Below are 18478 nucleotides of genomic sequence, written 5' to 3' on the forward strand. Positions count from 1 at the left end.
GACAGGAGATTATGTTCATGAATAACCGTACAGCTACGTACTCGTTCCTGCTCGGGACGGCTTTGCTATTGTTTATGGCTACGATTGTGCTTAGCACATCGGTTTTATTTTTGTTCGGCGTATCCGTGACGGCCGCCAGCTTTTGGATTGGCCTCGTTGCGGCTTTGGCTGCGATGGTCGGGATGGTGTCGGTCTTCGTAAGTTCACGTCGTCGGGCCTGGTTTTTCTCCCTGTTGGCTGGACTGGCGATTGTTTCAGGCATCAGCTACTACATCAGTGCCAATACGTTTGATCTTTCTTTTGACGGGCAAACGTATCATCAAGAAGCAATCGTGAAGATAACGGAAGGCTGGAATCCTGTACATGACCAGCCCATCCTCAAGCCTCCTGGTTCAAAAGAAGTCGAGGAGATGAACAATAAAGAGGTTCTCTCGGCCTTTCACCTCTGGATCAATCATTACGCCAAAGGACCTTGGATGCTCGATGCAGTCATGTATAAACTGACTGGTCAGATCGAGGTTAGCAAAATATTTAACCTGTTGTTGATTGCATCGTCCTTTTTCCTGACAATCGCTGCCATCCGAACCGCTTTCCCAGAGAAAAAAGGGGCGGCGATTGCCTTCGCGCTGCTCGCAGCGTTCAATCCCGCGGTGATCACGCAATCGACTTCCTTCTATATTGACGGACAGCTCGGCTCACTCGTGCTCATCATCTGCGCTCTCGGCTATCTGCTGTACAAGCGCTACCATGTTTGGACGCTACTAACGCTATGCGCAACGCTCATGCTGCTGGCGCAGATCAAATTCACAGCATTGGGGTATGCCGGATTGCTCGGCTTGGCTATTCTCGTACTCTTCTTTTTCTACGATCGCCGTCAGCACATCAAGAGCATGCTCGTGTGGCTTTCGGTGAGTCTGGTTATCACGGTAGGGGTTGTTGGGTATAATCCGTATGTCACCAACACGCTAACGAAGGGACATCCGTTTTATCCGTTGGCGGGCAAAGGTGCCGTAGATATCATGACCTCGAACAGCCCGCATGGCTTTAAAGACAATTCCAGCATAGAAAACCTGGCTGTCTCCTTATTTTCCAAATCGGAGAACATCGCAACACCCCATAGCCCTGCATGGAAGGTGCCATTTACAGTCACATGGAAAGAGCTCGCAGTATTCTACTCTCCTGACGTGCGTGTAGCCGGATTCGGACCGCTTTTCGGAGGAGCTGTGATTGTCACATGCTTGATTCTCGTCGCCTTGCTTTTGGGGACTCATCGAAAAAAAGCAGCACCTTTCTTGTTGATTAGTCTGGCGCTCTTCGTGACCGTGCTCATTAATCCGGAAAGCTGGTGGGCGCGCTATGTTCCGCAGCTTTGGTTAATTCCACTCCTGATTGCGCTGGCAGTCTGGGATGTCCAGAAGGGCTTTTTACGCCATGCAGGCAAGGTTCTGGTCGTCATTTTACTCGCCAATATGGTGATGGTAAATGCTTCTCATATCATTGGGCAGTCTGGCGCCAATGCATTAGTGAAAAAGCAGCTTGAAGAAATTAAGGCAAGCAACAAAACGCTGGTTGTAGACTTCCACCATTTCAATGCGGTGAAAGTTCGTCTGCAAGAAGCGGGCATTCCTTTCGTCGAGCAAAAGCTGGATAAAGGCGAAGATGTCAAAGGATTTATGACTACGCGTGCGGTTTATCTGTTGAAATAAAAGATAGAAGGGGTGTCTCTAAGTCGGGAAATCGACTTTTGAGACACCCCCTTTTTATGTAAAAATATTCATAATAGTAGTTGGAAAACTATGGTAGAGTTTACTTGTATTGATTATCCAGAAGGGAGTGTCCATTATGCCTGTTGAAACATTCAAAGCAACTGCACATCTACAGAAGGGAATGGTTGTGAAGGCCAGTTCCAGAAATTTCGAGATAACCATCGATGAACCGAAAAGCTTGGGAGGAACGGATACTGGGATGAACCCTGTTGAACTGGTACTCTCCGCATTAGGCGCATGCCAATCTATCGTTGCCAGAGTATATGCCAGGAAGTTTCATATTCAACTCGACGATTTTTGGGTGGAAGTCGAAGGTGATCTCGATACGGATGGCTTCATGAACAAATCTGATGTTCGACGTGGGTATTCTGAAATCCGATACACCTTTCATATCAAAACCGATGCTCCTAGAGAGCAAGTAGAGTCATTTGTGGAATTTTTGGAACAGACATGCCCCGTTGGAGATACGATTGCGAATCCTGTTACGCTTAAATTAAACGGAATTGTTATTGAAAAACCGAGCGAGATAAAGGCGAATGATTAGAATAAGGCTCCCAACCTGGGAGCCTTTGTCGTATTTTTGATTTTTACATAAACACAAAGTAAATGACCGCTGCCAGCACCAAACGATAAATCGCAAAAGGCGTCAGCTTGATCCGGTTAATCAGCTTCAAGAAGAAACGAATCGACAAAAGCGCAAACACAAACGCGCTAATAAAACCGACGACGAAAAACGGAATGCTGTCCATCGTAATCGCATCCCAACGCTTCAACAGCGACAAAAAGCTCGCGCCCGCCATGATCGGCACAGCCATAATAAACGTGAAGTCTGCCGCCGCCCGATGGCTCATGCCCAACAGTACGCCCCCCGAGATCGTGGAACCCGAACGGGAAAAGCCAGGCCACAGGGAGAAGCATTGAATAAGTCCGACCAGCAACGCTTGCTTGTATGTAATTTGGTCAACCGACTCGATCTTGGCACGCTTTGGTCGGAACCAATCCGCAGCCAACATGAGCAGAGCGCCCAGCACCAAACCGATTACCACGGTCTTCGTGGAGAACAAATACTCATCGATGTAGTCGTCAAACAAAACACCCAGAATCCCCGCAGGAATCAAACCGACAATGACCGTAGCCAAATTCAGCCGAGGTCCTGCCGGAATCTCACTCTTACCCGCCAGCTTTTTCAAGCCGAGCAAGCTCATGAACCGATCCCACATCAAAACGACAACAGCTAGAATCGAGCCGAGCTGAATGACAATCTTGAAGGTGTTCGCCACTTCTGGTGAAAACATTTCCTTCGTTTGGAACAAAAAGTCATCCACGATGATCATGTGACCCGTAGAGGAAACCGGGGCAAACTCAGTCAATCCTTCTACTAGCCCCAGCATAATCGCGACAAAAGCTTCCCAGAGACTCAAAAATTCCACGCTCCTATGAATGATGTCCAAAATCAATATGTAGCAGCCGCCCTGTAAAAGAGCAGACTACCGCTTCTAGCATTATAACGTTCATCTCCGGTACAAAGTTACATCATGATCGAAAAACATTCTAGCAAATCCCGGATGGATTGTCCCCAGAGTGATAGCCATCTCTACCGATTCACATATTGCAATGTCCCTTCCCCCATGTCACCAAGTCGCCAAAGCGCGATTTTCTCAATGCCCGCTTTCTTTGCGACTTCGATCCATTGCGATAGCGTTTCTTCGTCAGCATACCAGACTGTGTGCTTTTTGCCGTCTTCATCCATATAGTCGAAGTACAAACTGCCGCTCGCTTTATCCCGCTTGGGCGGCTCGATACTGGACACAGCAAGGTCTGCTGCCTGTTTTTCCGTCACTGCCGTCACTTTTCCATCACTAGCCCAGTCAAATCCGCCTACAGATAGGGCCATGACCTTGTCACCCGGTACTTTTTTCATGCGATGGGCAAGCTCCTCGATAAATGAATGATCGGCTTTAGGACCTGAATCCGTAGTCGTACCATACAAATTGTAAGCCATCATGACATAGGTAGGACCTATTGGCAATGCCAAGTCTTCAATCGGAGCGCGTGGCTCCAACACAATACGAAGCGACTTTCCTTCCTGCTCCATATGCTGATACAGGGTATGGATGAAAGTAAGGAAGTTGTCCCAGTCTTTCTCGTCAATTCTCTCATAATCGATTTCCAAACCATGAAAGCCATTCTGGATCACGGCATTCTTGATCTCCATAATGTGCTTGGTACGGCTTGCATCTGTCGCCATGAGCCGGCTGACAATCGACGGGTCCTTTTGAACCTGCGTACCATCACTGTTAAGACGATCATTCACAATGGTCAAATCGAGATCGACATAGCTGCCCTGCTTCGCTGCTTCCTTGATCTCTGGCATCGCCTTGGTCATGCGATCAGTAAATTGCAGCTTGTCATTTTCATCAAAATACGCCGCGAAGACCTGCACACTGGACAAGCCATCCGTCATCCTGCGGAAATCCTCCAAACCGGATTCCCATTGCCAGTCTACTACCCACGCTGACAATTCCATCGTGTTGTTGGCTGCATCTGCACTCTCCAAGCTTTCGGTATCATTCCATTTCATCATGTACCATACGAGGATGACACACACTACTATCAGAAGAGCAGTCAAAATGATCGATCGTTTCTTGATGTTTGACACCTTACACTGATCCCCCTTGTTTCGGATTTAAAAGGTGTCGATGACCCAGTCCATTGTGGCATAAAAAGCTTTCTTGATCGAACTGACGACTCCTGCTAGCCCTGTCTGCACATTACTGAACAGCATCTGCTGCTCACCATTTGGTTGCGCCAAGGACTCTATTTTTACGTCCGCAAACACCCCGTCATAAATGTCGTCCTTTTTGTTCACTTCACTATAGGCCGCTTCCAATGCGACACCACCGCTGCTAATGCTTGGGTCGATCTGTTGATCCAAAAGCGGTATCTTGTCCACGGAAACACTGAGACGGTCACCTTGAACAGTCATTTCGAATGGACGCGTATTTTTAATGTTAATTGGGTATTTTTCCAGCTCGGGAGCACCGGACTCGCCTTGCTCTCTCGTATAAACAGAGGCACGGTCGAAGGTCAAATCCTCAGGATTCCAAATCACTTGGCTCAATTCCGTCTTGAAGAGCTCCTGAACTTCGCCTTTTTCCTTCTTCTGCTCGACACGCAGCTCATTATCATGCAGGACGACCCGTACAAAGCTGCCTTTTTCCCGATCAAAACGCAAATAAATGGACTGCTTGCCGATTACATTCCCTTCCAGCTTGGCAGAAAGCTTGATAGCCTTCTGGCTGTCGCTGTTTTTTAAATATAACATGCCAGAGCCGGCTGCTGGAGAGGTCAGGACGATCTGGTTCTCCATAAATTGCGCGGCGCCACCGAGACGATCCCACTCTTTGGCCTGCTCTTCATCGCCGCGAACGAAGCGAATCTTCTCATCGGCGTCTTTTTGGATGCGCATCAACAAATGATTTGTGTACCAGTAAGGCTCTGGCTGCACGCGGGTCAGGTTGTACAGATCACCCTCGCTGTCGTTGTAGGCGGTTCCTTCCCGGTTAAAGTGCATCGTAAAATACTGTTTGATATTCGCATCGTTCACATCCGCTACCAGGCGATTCATGCCGCCATACAGGGTGTTCGCATGCATGATCATATAGGCACCCGGAACAAAGCCCAATTGATCCATATACGTATCATTCATCAGCTTGTAATCTTCATTAATTCTCGCTTCCATCTTGCTTCTGTCTTCAATTGGGATCATATTACTGTCACGGATAAAGTCCATCAAGTAGTGGTTATAGTAGCCTACCTTTGTTTTATTCGTTAATTCACTCTCATCCTTTACCCCGATGAAATTGCCCTGATCATCGAACACATTGATATACGTCAACCGATAGCCGTTGGAACCGAGCTCCCAGAAGCCATTTTCCATCATTTTTTTCAACTCTTCCGGCTGCAGGAATTTGTTCTCGCTATTTCCCATCTTGTTGCCGTAAGACAATGCCGTTGCTTTGAAGTTGTACTTCTCCAAAAGCGGCTGGGCAAACAAGCTCGAATCGTTGCGGCCATCTTCAAAGGCTAAGAACAGGGCCTTGTCAGGAAGTGGCTTCTTTTTCTTGTAAAAGTCCAAGATATCTTGTTGCGAGATTGTTTGATAGCCCTGGTCATACAACGCCTGCAGCTGCTCGTCCAATTGCTTCTTGGCTACCAGCTTCGGTGTACCTGAACGGCCTACGCCAAAATAGGAGATGGCGATAAAGCCTTTTTCATTCGTCCAGTTTGCTTTATTCGGTTCCTCGTACTTCTTCCAATCAAATACGGCATTGAATAACATGACGCCCAAGACGACTAAGATAGCGACCTGAATCAGCGTCTTGATGAATTTATTGCGATCTTTTTTCCGATAGTCCAAGACATCGCTCGTCGTTTTCCCCATAACTCCTGACACCCTCACTCCCTTTGTCTTTCCCTCTTAAAATGGCAGCCCAAAGCCCTTTTTGTTCTTCTTTCGGGCTTCTTTTTTCAATCTCGCTTCGACGTCCTGCGGTGTTTCTCGCGTACCCCAAGTAGATTTCCAGAATGTCACCCAAGCCACAGGCATCTGCCACAACAGCACCAGCTCATAAAACACACAAAAGACAATCCCGAAAATCCACAGCTTGCTCTTGCGGAAAAACAGATGGGCCAAGCTCATTAAGAGCGCCATCAGCAGCAAGCCCATTAAAAACGTACCCGGGAAAATGTGATGAACGAGCGGAACGTAAACGAGGTTGTACAGTACGATGACTGGAGCAGCGATAGGAACAATCAGACCGATGTAAAAGAAGATCGCCATAAAAGGCTCCTTGCGCCAAATAAAGCCGCTGGCACGCAAAGATTCCCTCAACCACGAACGCTTCCAGCGCATCTGCTGCTTCAAAAATATGTTCATGTCTGACGGCACAATCGTCGAGCAAATCGCAGAATCCTGATAGCCTGTCCGATGTGTTCGCAAAATAAAGTTGGTCATGCTTCGGTCATCACCAAAAGTGGCGGGCTGCCCGAGAAACTTCTGATTCAGCCATGCTTCAGAATGCTGCAAAATCAATTCCTTACGATAGCAAGACAACGGCCCAGACAAGCAAGTGACACTGTCAAACCACGATTCAGCCGCCTTCATGATGCGAAAAGCAATGTAGTAACGAACCGTTTGCAGCTTGGTGATCGCGTTGGTGAACTTGTTTTCCACATCCGTACGCCCTGCGACACCACCCATTTTCGGGTCTTGGAAAGGCTGTACGAGGTTGCGAATCGCAGTCGGTTCCAAAAAGCTGTCTGAATCCACGAAGACAACCAAATCGTGCTTGGCCATTTCCACACCTTTTACCAAAGCGACCCGTTTCCCGCCGTTTTCCGGAAGAATGTGCATCCTCACGCGTTCGCGGGTCATATAGCGCTCGGCCTCGTTATGAATCATATCGATGACCTTTTGAATCTCTTCTGCTGATCGGTCTGTCGAGCGGTCGTCTACTACGATGACCTCCAGCTTATCAATCGGGTAGTTCTGATTCACACAACTCAAAATCGTCCGGTGAATCCACTCCTCTTCGTTAAAACACGGGATAATAATGCTCACGCCCGGTGTATAGTCCGGATTGACGGGAACCTCCCGATAAAGTGCACCGAATAAATACCGTGTCAGCAAAAAAGCAGCGGCAATCAAGCTGTACAAATACAAGTAAATGTTGTATTTGAAATAAATCACGCTCTCCGCGCGCATGAGCACGATAAACGCCGCAGCGACAAACAGGGAAGAACTGGCGATATAAATGGCGTATCCCCAGCGTTTTTTGCGAAAATACTCGGTCAGCGGCTTGGAAAACTCGAAGGCGAGCATGAACTTCTGACGCCCGTCCTCTTCCTGCGTAAACAATCGAACGACAGTTGCATCCAGCTTCACCGTTGACTCATAGCCTTCTGGCATTGTACCTGGCGGGATTGTGCAATGGATCATAAACACTTGTCCCACCTGAATGTCTGCCATCTCCGAATCTAGTTCAACTAATAGGCCAGTCGAAGAAATGTCGACGGCTCTGGCCTTGATTCCATCCTTGACCCGCTGTTTTTTGGTCAATAGCGTCACCGGGAAATCCGCCATATAGCGCAGACTCAGCATCCGAATGCGATTCAGGTATTCCGGGTCCTCCAGTTTTCCTGGCTCATTCGTATCTTTAGCACCGCGGCGGTCCACTTGGACACGAATTTTCTCCGGGTCTGGCACATTCGATAGCACGCGCCTCTCCATTTTGGAAACCGTCAGTACTTCTTCAATTTTCTCTTTCTTTTTCGGCTTTATTTTCTCTAGCAACTGTTTCATCACTGTCGCTCTCTCCCCTCCACTGCCTACAAGCTCCAGTAATAAAATCCACTGTTTTCAAAGTCAGCTTTGGAATAAGTTTCTTTTATATCGATCATGATTTTCACTTCATTCTTCCCGTACATCGCGGCAAAATCAGCGACTTCCATCTGGGCAAAGGGAGCATGAGGTACCGCTACAACCACAATGTCCAAATCGTGGAGAGCCTTCATCTCTGACAGCTCGATACCGTATTCCTCGTATGCCTCCCGAGGATTCACCATCGGATCTACGACCAACGGATTAATGCCGTATTCTTTCAATTCCTCAATGATATCCGTCACCTTGGTATTTCTGATATCCGCACAATCCTCTTTGTAGGACAGTCCGAGTATGCCAATCCGTACATCCTTGAGATCGAGCTTCGAGCGAACGGCCATTTTAATAATTTGTTGGGCGACATATTTCCCCATGCCATCGTTAATGTGTCTGGCTGCCAAAATGATGCGGGAGCGATAGCCGCTGTCTTCTGCTTTGTACGTTAAATAGTAAGGGTCGATACCGATGCAATGCCCGCCGACCAAGCCCGGTGAAAAAGGGAGGAAGTTCCACTTGGTTCCTGCCGCTTGCAATACTGCTTTCGTCGGAATATCCATCTGATTGAACAGCATGGCCAGCTCATTCATAAACGCAATATTGACATCCCGCTGAGCATTTTCAATGACTTTTGCCGCTTCCGCTACCTTGATGCTTTCCGCTCGATAAACACCTGCCTTGATCACGAGCTCGTAGACGCTTGCTACGATTCCCAGTGTTTCTTCATCCATCCCCGATACGATCTTGACGATGTTTTCCAAGCGATTTACCTTGTCTCCCGGGTTGATGCGTTCAGGAGAATAGCCGATCTTGAAGTCTATGCCACAACGCAAGCCCGACTCCGACTCCAGGATTGGCAAGCAAACATCTTCGGTTGCCCCAGGATAAACCGTCGATTCAAATACGACGATTGCCCCTTTTCTCAACTGTCTGCCCACCATACGGGATGCGCTTTCTACATATTTCAGGTCGGGGACATTCCCACTTTTGACCGGGGTAGGCACTGCCACGATAAAAAATCGCGCCTCCTGCAATCTATTTTCATCTGAAGTGAATGCAATAGTAGCGTCACTCGTCAGCTCCTGATCCACGTCAGCATCTTGAAAGTTTCCCTTTTGATAGGCTGCTACTTTCTCTTTGTTTACATCGAATCCAATCACAGAAGTGCGTTTGGACAGTGCCATCGCAATCGGCAAGCCTACGTAACCAAGACCGACGACAGCAATTTTTTCTTTCCTCTCCACAATCCCTTCGTACAAATTCATAAGCTGGCTCCCTCTCCCTATTGTTTTTGGCTTTATTGGCCAAACATCTCTGTCATGGGTACAAGCGTGTATCCTTTGCTTCTAAGCTGGTCAATTGCGATCGGTAGCGCCTCGATTGTGTGAATGTCATCGAGCATGTGCAGCAGAATCACGCTGCCGCTCCGCGTCTGCTCCATAATGGCTTTGACGATATCGTCCGCATTCCGTTTCTTGTCGTAATCGGACGGTGTCACATCATAAATCGTAATATCCTCGTAGCCTGTCGCTGCAATCGCCTTGAGTGTCTGTTCGTCAAACGCCCCAGTTGGTGGTCTGAAATACATCGTCGGCTTCTGCTGAATCGCTTCGGTAATGATCTGATGAGCTTTGACAATCTCTTTTTGCAATTCTTCCGGCGCAATTTTGGTATTCACCGGATGAGAATAGGTGTGGTTGGCTACATCATGTCCCGCTTCCGCAATCGCTCTCGCCAAGTTTGGATTTCGCTCTACACCATCTGCGCGAAGGAAAAACGAAGCCTTTACTCCTTTTTTGTCCAGGATATCGAGAATCTTCGTAACTGTTTGATCCGTACCCCAATCATCGAAGGACAGGGCGACAAGCTTCTTGTCTGTTTCTTTTCGATAGATGAGATTTGGCTTGGACTTGTGATACGCCGCATTCATTTTTGCTGCATCAAAACCCGGAATTGCTTGCAGCGGCTTTCGCTCCCCGCCTTGTGCAATCAACTCGTGCAATGGGACGAATCTGTAACCGACATCAGTAGCTGCCTCTGCGAGAAGACGGATGTTCTCGATTACAGACTTGTTCTCCTCTGTATCCATCGCGATGATACCGCCGCGATTCATATATTTTCTTAAGTAATGAATTTTTTGCTCCTCCGTCTCTTTTTGCCAATTGTGCAGGAACAGACTGGAGGACACGACCGCTTCTTGGCCATTGTGAGCAGCTACCAATCGAAGATCGTCGGAGTAATCGCCCGACTTTGTTCTGATATACCGCGGTGTTTTGTCGGTCTCTCTTTTGATGACCTCATTAGCCAATTTGATATCTTCGTACATTTTCTCGTAAGATTGACCCTGCAATTCTGACTGGTTCAACGTGTTGTTTTCAATTTCGTGACCTCTGGCGACAATTTCTCGCGCAATGTCAGGCTCTTCAGCTACTCTCATTCCTGGCATGAAAAAAGCTGCCTTGATGTGGTACTTGTCCAACTCATCTAGCAGTCTTTTCATCGTGTCCTTATCTGCCATCCCATTAAAAGTAAGAGCAAGCTGTCTTTGCGTCGTGTAGACCATGGACACGGCCTTGCTCTTGTCCCCTTGGTAAGGCTCGATTTTTTCAGGTTTGACTGGTTGTAGGCTGTCATCTGCACTGCTGTCATTCCCCTTAAATGGAGAACATCCCACTAATAATGCCAGTATCGTTACAAGCGAAATCCACTGGAATAATCGGAACCCGCTTGCCCTTGTTTTATGACCCGTCATGATTGTCCCCTTTTCGTGTAAGAAATGCCCTTTACGCATAAAAAAACGACTATTTCATCTGCGTAACAAGTAAAGTGTAATCAAACACTCTTCCGCAAAAATGAACATAGTCTGCCTCTACACGCTAGACTAACACAACCACTTATGCCAAACAACTATATGAAGCGGTTTCATTTATGACAATTTATGGGGTTATTATGAATTGCCTACAGGACGCCATTTACAAAAAAAAGACGAGCCTCATCGGGCCCGTCTTTCACTGTTACAGCTTGATCGCGATTAATTTTAGTTCGGTCAGTTCCTCGACAGCATACTTGATACCTTCGCGGCCAAAACCACTGTCTTTCACACCGCCATACGGCATGTTGTCCACGCGGAACGTCGGAATGTCGTTGATCATCACGCCTCCGACCTCCAGCTCTTCTGCTGCGCGCATAGCCGCGTGAATGTCACTCGTATAGATGCCTGCCTGCAAGCCGAATCGGGAGTCATTTACCGCCTCAATCGCTTCGTCCATCGTCTCAAACGGTGTAACGACTACGATTGGACCGAATACCTCCTGGCAGGAGACGGCAACGTGTGCGCCCACATTCGTCAGAATCGTAGGAGCAAAGAGGTTGTCACTGACAGGCTTCCCGCCAGTAACTACATGTGCGCCTGCTTCTACTGCTTCCTGTACCCATGCTTCCATGCGTTCATGATCCTTGGCAGAGATCACAGAGGACATGTCTGTCTCTTCGTTCAGCGGATCACCTAGCACGAGCTTTTCTGTACCAGTCTTAAACTTCTCCAGGAACTCTTCGTACTTGCTCTGGTGAATATAGACGCGTTGCAGCGAGATACACACTTGACCGCTAAAGGAGAAGGCGCCCGTCACGCAACGATCAATCAACGCTTGCGTGATTTCCACGTTGTGGTCGATGATCACTGCGGAGTTGGAGCCAAGCTCCAAGGTCACACGCTTGAGTCCCGCTTTGTTTTTCATCGCGATTCCAACCGCAGGGCTTCCCGTGAAGGTGATCGCAGCAATTCGGCTGTCAGTGACCAGCTTTTCGCCTACGACTGCGCCTTTTCCAGGCAAAATATTGAGCGCACCGGCAGGCAATCCCGCCTCTGCGAAAATATCGGCCAGAATCAGCGAGCTAAGCGGCGTCTGACTCGCTGGCTTCAGTACGACGGTATTTCCTGCGGCAATGGCAGGCCCGACCTTGTGTGCCACGAGATTAAATGGAAAGTTAAAAGGCGTGATCGCGCCAACTACGCCAATCGGCTTGCGTACCGTAAAAGCAAGACGTCCTTCACCACCCGGTGCTGCATCGAGCGGCACCGTCTCTCCGTGGATACGCTTCGCTTCTTCTGCTGCGAACTTGTAGGTCTGGATCGTCCGGGTAATTTCTACACGCCCTGTGCGAAGTGGCTTGGCGGCTTCCTGTGCGAGGATGACCGCCAGTTCCTCCTTGCGTGCTTCCATAATGGCTACAGCCTTCTCCAGTATCAAAGCGCGCTGACTCGCTGGCATTTTCGCCATGACTTTGGCTGTTGCTTTGGCCGCCTTGATTGCCTCGTCAACGTCATGATCGTCTGCCTGAGCGATTTCCGCCAGCAGCTCCCCAGAATAAGGGGAGTAGAGCGGCGCGTATTCTTTTGCTTCTTTCCATTGTCCGTTGATGTAGAGATGCTTTTTCATGAGTATGGAGAACCCCCTCGGGCGTTTTAGTTCGTCACGTATTGGCTTTTCAGAACATCCGTCATAATATCCAGTGCCTCTTCCAGTTGCTCGTCAGTAATAACCAGTGGAGACAGGAAGCGCAACACGTTGCTGTGGACGCCAGCAGAAAGCACGATGACGCCAGACTCGTAGCAGCCTTTGGTCAAGCCAGCAACGAGCTCTTTCGCTGGTTGTTTGGTTGTTGGATCGATAAATTCTACGGCGCACATCGCACCCAGTCCGCGCACCTCTGCGATCACAGGGAACTCTTTTTGCAACGCGTGGAAATGTGCCTTGATCTTGTCCCCGATCACCTGCGCACGGCCAGACAGGTCTTCGCGCTCCATTTTCTCAATGACTGCCAATGCCGCTACGCAGCCAAGCGGGCTTCCTCCATAGGTACCACCGATCTCACCCGGGTTTGGCGCGTCCATGATTTCTGCGCGTCCCGTAACCGCAGAGATAGGCAAGCCTGCCGCTATTGATTTGGACATGGTGATGATATCTGGCTCGATACCGAAATGGGTAGAGGCAAACATCGCGCCAGTACGACCGAAGCCTGTTTGAATCTCATCGGAAATAAAGAGAATTTGATGCTTTTTACAAATGTTATAGACACCTTGAACGAAGGACACAGGCGGAACGATAAAGCCGCCTTCTCCTTGAATCGGTTCCATAATCACGGCAGCTACTTCTTCCGGTGCAACCTCAGTCAAGAGGAAGTCCTCGAACTGACGCACGCAGAATTGCGCGTACTCATCATCTGTCATGGATTCTGGCTTGTTCAGTGGATACGGGAACTGCGCTTTATACGTAGCTGGAGCGAATGGACCCATCTGGAATTTGTACGGCTTCACTTTGGAAGTCAGTGACATGCCCAAGAGCGTACGACCATGGAAGCCGCGGCTAAAGGAAATGATGCCTGGGCGTCCTGTGTATTTGCGGGCGATTTTCACCGCGTTCTCTACTGCTTCTGCCCCGCTGTTTGCGAGCATCGTCTTCTTTTCAAAGCTGCCTGGCGTGATTTGCGTCAGCTTCTCAGCCAAGGCCACATATGGCTCATACATCCCTACATGGAAGCAAGGATGAATGTATTTGTCCAGCTGCGCTTTTAGCGCCTCAACTACTTCCGGCGGGCAGTGTCCGGCATTCAGTGTACCGATCGCTCCGGCAAAATCGATGTACGTATTGCCATCTACATCCGTAACCAATGCACCTGAAGCTGACTCTACAAAAACGGGGGTATTGTTGCCGACACCTTTTGGAACGTACTGCTTTCTTTTTTCAATCAGGGCCGCTCCCTTTGGACCTGGCACACCAGCAGCTACGTTTACAAATTGACGTTGTTTGGACATATCGTTTCCTCTCCTCGTTCGAGATGGTATTGGTTGGATTGCTTGCTTGTAATCTCAACCACGATATATTGCAATACCTATGCCAAACGCCAGAGCTTGATGAATTCGCGTTTCCGACGCCCCAATCACATCCGATTATTCAAAAATGAATCGAAAACACCAGAATGCTCGATTCACTTTTGAATAAACTATTCATTTTTGAATCACCTGGAACGAATCCGATATTTTTGCAGCTTCCGCACGACAGAGGGCTGGCTAATGCCTAGAAACTCCGCGATTTCTCCCGTGGTCCGGCAGTGCTCGGATGCATAGCGCAGCCATTTTTCCTCTACCTGCTCCAGTGCTTCCCGAAGCGACATCTTGGAAGTAGCCAGACTCGGCTCCATGGCTGCCTGCTCTTCCCCTGACAACCTGATTTCCGCGGGCAGATGCTGAGAAGTGATCACATCTTCGTCCGCTGTGACCACCATTCTCTCCAAGACGTTCTCCAGCTCGCGCACATTGCCGGGCCACTCGTACTGCATCAAGGCATGTGTCACGGCAGGGTCCAGACGCTTGTCCATTCCGTATCGTTCATTGAGCGAGCGCACGACCCGCTTCAGGAGAGCCGCGATATCCTCTGGCCGATTTCGTAACGGCGGGACGTGGATCGGGACAACATTCAGGCGAAAATACAGGTCTTGCCGGAACTTCCCTTCCTTCACCATCTTCTCTAAATCGCGATTGGTGGCGGCAATCAAACGAAAATCCACGTCGCGGTACTGTGTACTCCCTACACGTTGCAGCCGTTTTTCTTGAATCACCTTCAACAGCTTGGCCTGCAAGGTCAGCGGCAGTTCCCCCAGCTCGTCCAAGAGGAGAGTCCCTTGGTTCGCCATCTCGATAATCCCTTGCTTGCCCTGCTTGGCGGCCCCTGTAAACGAACCAGCCTCATAGCCAAACAGCTCCGATTCCAGCAAGCCCTCCGGGATCGAGCCACAGTTGATCTCCACGAATTGCCCACCCGCACGACGGCTATTGCGATGAATTTCTTTCGCGATCACGTTTTTCCCGACACCCGATTCCCCGAGTATCAGGACCGTCGAATCAACAGCCGCAACTTTCTTGATGAGACGCTCAATGGCTTGCATCGGCTGGCTCACTGCCACGAAGCCCTCCTGGTGCTTTTCGCGCAGCTCCTCAATCTCGGTTTCAAACTGCTTGAGCTGCTCTGTAAGACCCTCGTAGCGCCGTTTCAATTCCAGAATTTCCGTCAGGTCATGGGAATAGCTGATGATCGAATGCATGCTGCCATCCTCGTTCCAGACGGGAAAAGCCGTCACCATCAGCTTTCGACCCCCGGGTATTTCCTGCATGATCGTCTGCGGCGTCTTGGCATCCATGACCTTTCGCGTGACAGATGGAGAAAAGACCTTCCTTTTTTCTAGCTCGATGACGTTTTTGCCCAAGAGCTCTTCCTTCCCGATGCCGTACATTTCATAGGACGAATCGCCAACCAGCCGGATGTAGCCCTCATGGTCCGTGATTAACAGATGATCGCGAGACGTTTCAACAATGGCCTCCAATACGCGGCTCATCCACTTCTGTGTGCTCTCTTCTGTCTTCATCTCTTCGCCGCCTCTCGTAGGTTATGATTAAAAACATAACATTCACGACTATTTTATATGAGAGGGACACATCTAAAACCTGCAAACATCCCCCTAATGTTCATCTATATACCCATCAATATACACGTGCCTTTCTTCATTCTAGCAGAAAATGATTTTCACAAAAAATTCATATTGTAAATTACAATTTATAACATTATTTCAAATGATTTTATTACATTACCAATAGAAAAAAAGGGAGGCGATACCATCATTAGAATACTCTTAGTTGTTATTCTTGGGCTTTTGGCATTCCGTTTCTTTGATCTTGACATCAACATGGGAATAAACAGAAAGATTACCGTAGGCATTACAGTCGTTTTGGTTTTTTGGATGTCCTATCTTCAATATAAAAATCAAAGGAAAGGCAAATGATTGAAAAGCAAAGAAGCTAGGGGAAACCGTTTCGTTTTATCCCAGCTTCTTTTTTGTGTTTAATAAAAACCGCAAGTACAACGACAACCTTTGAAAAATATGTAAAAATAACGATAATAACAAGCCTTGCGAGATGGAAAGGATGGTAGGAATGACGCCCACAGTCGGAGACATCTACTGTGTTTTTGTCGAGAAGCTGCAAAAGTACACAGCTTGTCAGGTCACATCGATAAAAGAGCCTGGCACGAGTAAATCCAACCTCATCAGTATCCTCGAGCTGGACTGGAGCAGTGGTACGCTGCCTGATGAATCGGAGCTGCACAAGATGAAGCCCTTGTATTGCGACTACTTCTTCTGGAACAACATGCTTGAGCACAGCTATGTAGATAGTATCGTGCCCAAAGGCTACATAAAAGTAGGGAATGTACCACCTCTCGTAACAGAAGAGACAAGGAGTTACGGCAGTTGGGATGTCGGAGGGAGCCTGTACCGTCAACACAAATGGAATCAAATTCCCGAGGAACGTCGCCAGCAGTTCAAACAGGCCGCAAATGATGACACCATGATTTCGCTAGGCGGGAAGAGCCTGCGCCGTTCTAACAACGTCATTCATGCTGACATCCTGCAAAGCCTGACGGACATCTCAGAATTGGAAAAGCTCCCTTGCCTGACAAGCATCCATGCAGAGGAGCCTACCGATTCCTTGCTTGCCTTTGTCAAAAGCAATCCGTTTATTCGGGAGCTTCACCTGGAAAAGGCCAATGGCTCCTCTCTTGATCTGACAGGAAGCCATCTCAGTAAATTCTCTCTCCAAAACGCGGACGGGCTGGAGTCACTGCATCTGAACGATGGCTTTCGAGAGCTCATACTGGACAAGGCCATTTCACCTAACCTGTTCATAGAAGCCGAACAGGATGGGTATTGGCTGACCGCCTCGTTCTCAGATTCGCTGCCGCGTCACCGCGGACTCGACCAGCTAGGAGGACTCCATCTGCGTAATGTGGTGGAGCTGGACTTGCAGCCACTCGTCCAGCGGTATCCCTCGCTCCAGGACATCCGTCTGTGGGGCAAGCCTGGTACCCTCAGCAATCTGGGCAGTATCAAGCACTTGAAGGAGCTACTGACGTTTACGACCTACGACCTGTTTGGCTTCACAGGGGACGAATTCCCTTCGCCAGATCAATGTCCCAAGCTCTCCAGTCTCTGGATGACAAGCCTGCCGGAAGAAGCAGCCAAGACCATTAAAGCCGCCTACAAAAAAGAAGTGAAAAATGGGCTGGATTTGTCCATCACCAAGCCGCGCAAGCCGGAATGGCTGGCCAATAATTTAACCAATCCGTTTCGCGATTGGGATGGCAGGGAGCACATCTCAAAGGCCCACGCCAACAAGGCTGCCAGTCTCTATAAAAAAATGAACACCGCGATCAGCGCGCTTGAAAAACAAAGCAACGAAGACGCGACGAATGCGGAAGAAATACAAACTGCTTTGCGTGCATTGGTCAAAGAGTACACAGAGGCTTTCAACAAAATGGATCGCCGGACTGGCTTTATTGAAACGGTTGAGCGGGAAGAAATTTTCGTTGTGCTCGATGAGCTGCTTCAGTCGGCAAAACGGAATTTAGCTACTGCGGGTGTGGAAGTAGATGTGGACGAGCTTTTTGCTATTTTTGATCAGACACGTGATTTTTGAGTGAGAAAAAAGACGCCGCCTCTCCTACAGGAAGGCGGCTTTTTGTGCTGAGGCATTCTTTTTGATTACCCACGTACTCATGCAACGCTGTCCGGCTACATTCACCGTTTTGATTGGCTCCAGGAACAAGCCTTGCAGTTTTTCCGTCATGCCCACCATCGTCCGTTCATTTACAAGAAAACGGGTGCTTCCGTCCGGCAACAAATAACGTTCGTTTCCCAGTGGCTGTACAGCATCCTCAATCCCGATCGAGGAAGCAAGACGCATGAATAGAATGCCGCCTGGCTTCAGTACCCGCCATAGCTCCTCTAGCATCTGGCGAAAATGCTCTTCGTTTTCAGCAAAATGTAGAACGGCATTACTGATGATGAAATCGAAGCTTTCGTTTTCAAAGCTCATGCTCTCAATCGGTTCCACACGAGCGCGCTCCGCTGACCAGTTCTGCGCCAGTTGCGATGCCATTCGCTGAACAGCCTCGATGGCTTTTGCCGATTGGTCAACCGCATACACCTGATAGCCATTTCGCAAAAAGTAGATCAAATTCCGCCCCGAACCGCAACCGGCATCGAGTATCTGCATTTCCTTCGTAACCCGTCCCTTTAACAACTGATCAAACAAATAAATATCGATATCGCCAAACTGCTCGGCCAGATTCATATCTATCACAGCCCTTATCCAGTTTTTCTTCAGTGTACCAATTCACTTGTCATCTTCCAATCACGGCCACCTGGAACCGATTTAGAAAAA

General features: G+C 48.7%; 13 protein-coding genes. 3 read left to right on the forward strand and 10 right to left on the reverse strand.

What is annotated here, in order from left to right:
* Positions 1-17: 17 nt before the first annotated feature.
* Positions 18-1706, forward strand: coding sequence for a MerC domain-containing protein (locus ACKKE8_RS30705; RefSeq protein WP_409176321.1), 1689 nt, complete (start codon positions 18-20; stop codon positions 1704-1706).
* A 136-nt stretch (positions 1707-1842) separates the two neighbouring features.
* Positions 1843-2310 (forward strand): OsmC family protein, encoded by a 468-nt coding sequence (locus ACKKE8_RS30710; RefSeq protein WP_017246671.1) that lies wholly within the window; start codon positions 1843-1845, stop codon positions 2308-2310.
* Positions 2311-2353: 43 nt separating this feature from the next.
* Here ACKKE8_RS30710 and ACKKE8_RS30715 read toward each other — a convergent pair whose 3' ends face one another.
* The 9 genes from ACKKE8_RS30715 to ACKKE8_RS30755 all read right to left on the reverse strand — a co-directional run bounded on the left by ACKKE8_RS30715 (position 2354) and on the right by ACKKE8_RS30755 (position 15627).
* Complete coding sequence (locus ACKKE8_RS30715) at positions 2354-3187, reverse strand: undecaprenyl-diphosphate phosphatase (RefSeq protein ID WP_409176322.1); 834 nt, start codon at positions 3185-3187, stop codon at positions 2354-2356.
* Between the two features lie 173 nt (positions 3188-3360).
* The gene (locus tag ACKKE8_RS30720) at positions 3361-4425 is read right to left on the reverse strand and encodes a glycosyl hydrolase family 18 protein (protein WP_409176323.1); all 1065 of its coding nucleotides are present in this window, start codon (positions 4423-4425) and stop codon (positions 3361-3363) included.
* Positions 4426-4452: 27 nt separating this feature from the next.
* Positions 4453-6210, reverse strand: a complete 1758-nt coding sequence (locus ACKKE8_RS30725) for a polysaccharide deacetylase family protein (protein ID WP_409176324.1) — start codon at positions 6208-6210, stop codon at positions 4453-4455.
* 36 nt (positions 6211-6246) lie between these two features.
* Positions 6247-8130: a glycosyltransferase gene (locus ACKKE8_RS30730; protein ID WP_409179230.1), complete on the reverse strand. Its 1884-nt coding sequence runs from the start codon at positions 8128-8130 to the stop codon at positions 6247-6249.
* A gap of 26 nt (positions 8131-8156) precedes the next feature.
* Positions 8157-9470, reverse strand: a complete 1314-nt coding sequence (locus tag ACKKE8_RS30735; RefSeq protein ID WP_409176325.1) for a nucleotide sugar dehydrogenase — start codon at positions 9468-9470, stop codon at positions 8157-8159.
* Positions 9471-9502: 32 nt separating this feature from the next.
* Positions 9503-10957: a polysaccharide deacetylase family protein gene (locus tag ACKKE8_RS30740; RefSeq protein ID WP_409176326.1), complete on the reverse strand. Its 1455-nt coding sequence runs from the start codon at positions 10955-10957 to the stop codon at positions 9503-9505.
* Positions 10958-11219: 262 nt separating this feature from the next.
* Complete coding sequence (locus ACKKE8_RS30745) at positions 11220-12644, reverse strand: aldehyde dehydrogenase family protein (protein WP_409176327.1); 1425 nt, start codon at positions 12642-12644, stop codon at positions 11220-11222.
* A gap of 26 nt (positions 12645-12670) precedes the next feature.
* Positions 12671-14020 (reverse strand): 4-aminobutyrate--2-oxoglutarate transaminase, encoded by a 1350-nt coding sequence (gene gabT, locus ACKKE8_RS30750; RefSeq protein WP_409176328.1) that lies wholly within the window; start codon positions 14018-14020, stop codon positions 12671-12673.
* Between the two features lie 203 nt (positions 14021-14223).
* Complete coding sequence (locus tag ACKKE8_RS30755) at positions 14224-15627, reverse strand: sigma-54 interaction domain-containing protein (protein WP_409176329.1); 1404 nt, start codon at positions 15625-15627, stop codon at positions 14224-14226.
* Positions 15628-16192: 565 nt separating this feature from the next.
* Between ACKKE8_RS30755 and ACKKE8_RS30760 the strand changes: the two genes are divergently transcribed.
* Positions 16193-17731, forward strand: a complete 1539-nt coding sequence (locus ACKKE8_RS30760; RefSeq protein ID WP_409176330.1) for a hypothetical protein — start codon at positions 16193-16195, stop codon at positions 17729-17731.
* 24 nt (positions 17732-17755) lie between these two features.
* Here ACKKE8_RS30760 and ACKKE8_RS30765 read toward each other — a convergent pair whose 3' ends face one another.
* Positions 17756-18388, reverse strand: a complete 633-nt coding sequence (locus tag ACKKE8_RS30765) for a class I SAM-dependent methyltransferase (protein ID WP_409179231.1) — start codon at positions 18386-18388, stop codon at positions 17756-17758.
* Between the last annotated feature and the right edge of the window lie 90 nt (positions 18389-18478).

This window comes from Brevibacillus fortis (genome assembly GCF_046196545.1).
Classification (GTDB): domain Bacteria; phylum Bacillota; class Bacilli; order Brevibacillales; family Brevibacillaceae; genus Brevibacillus; species Brevibacillus fortis_A.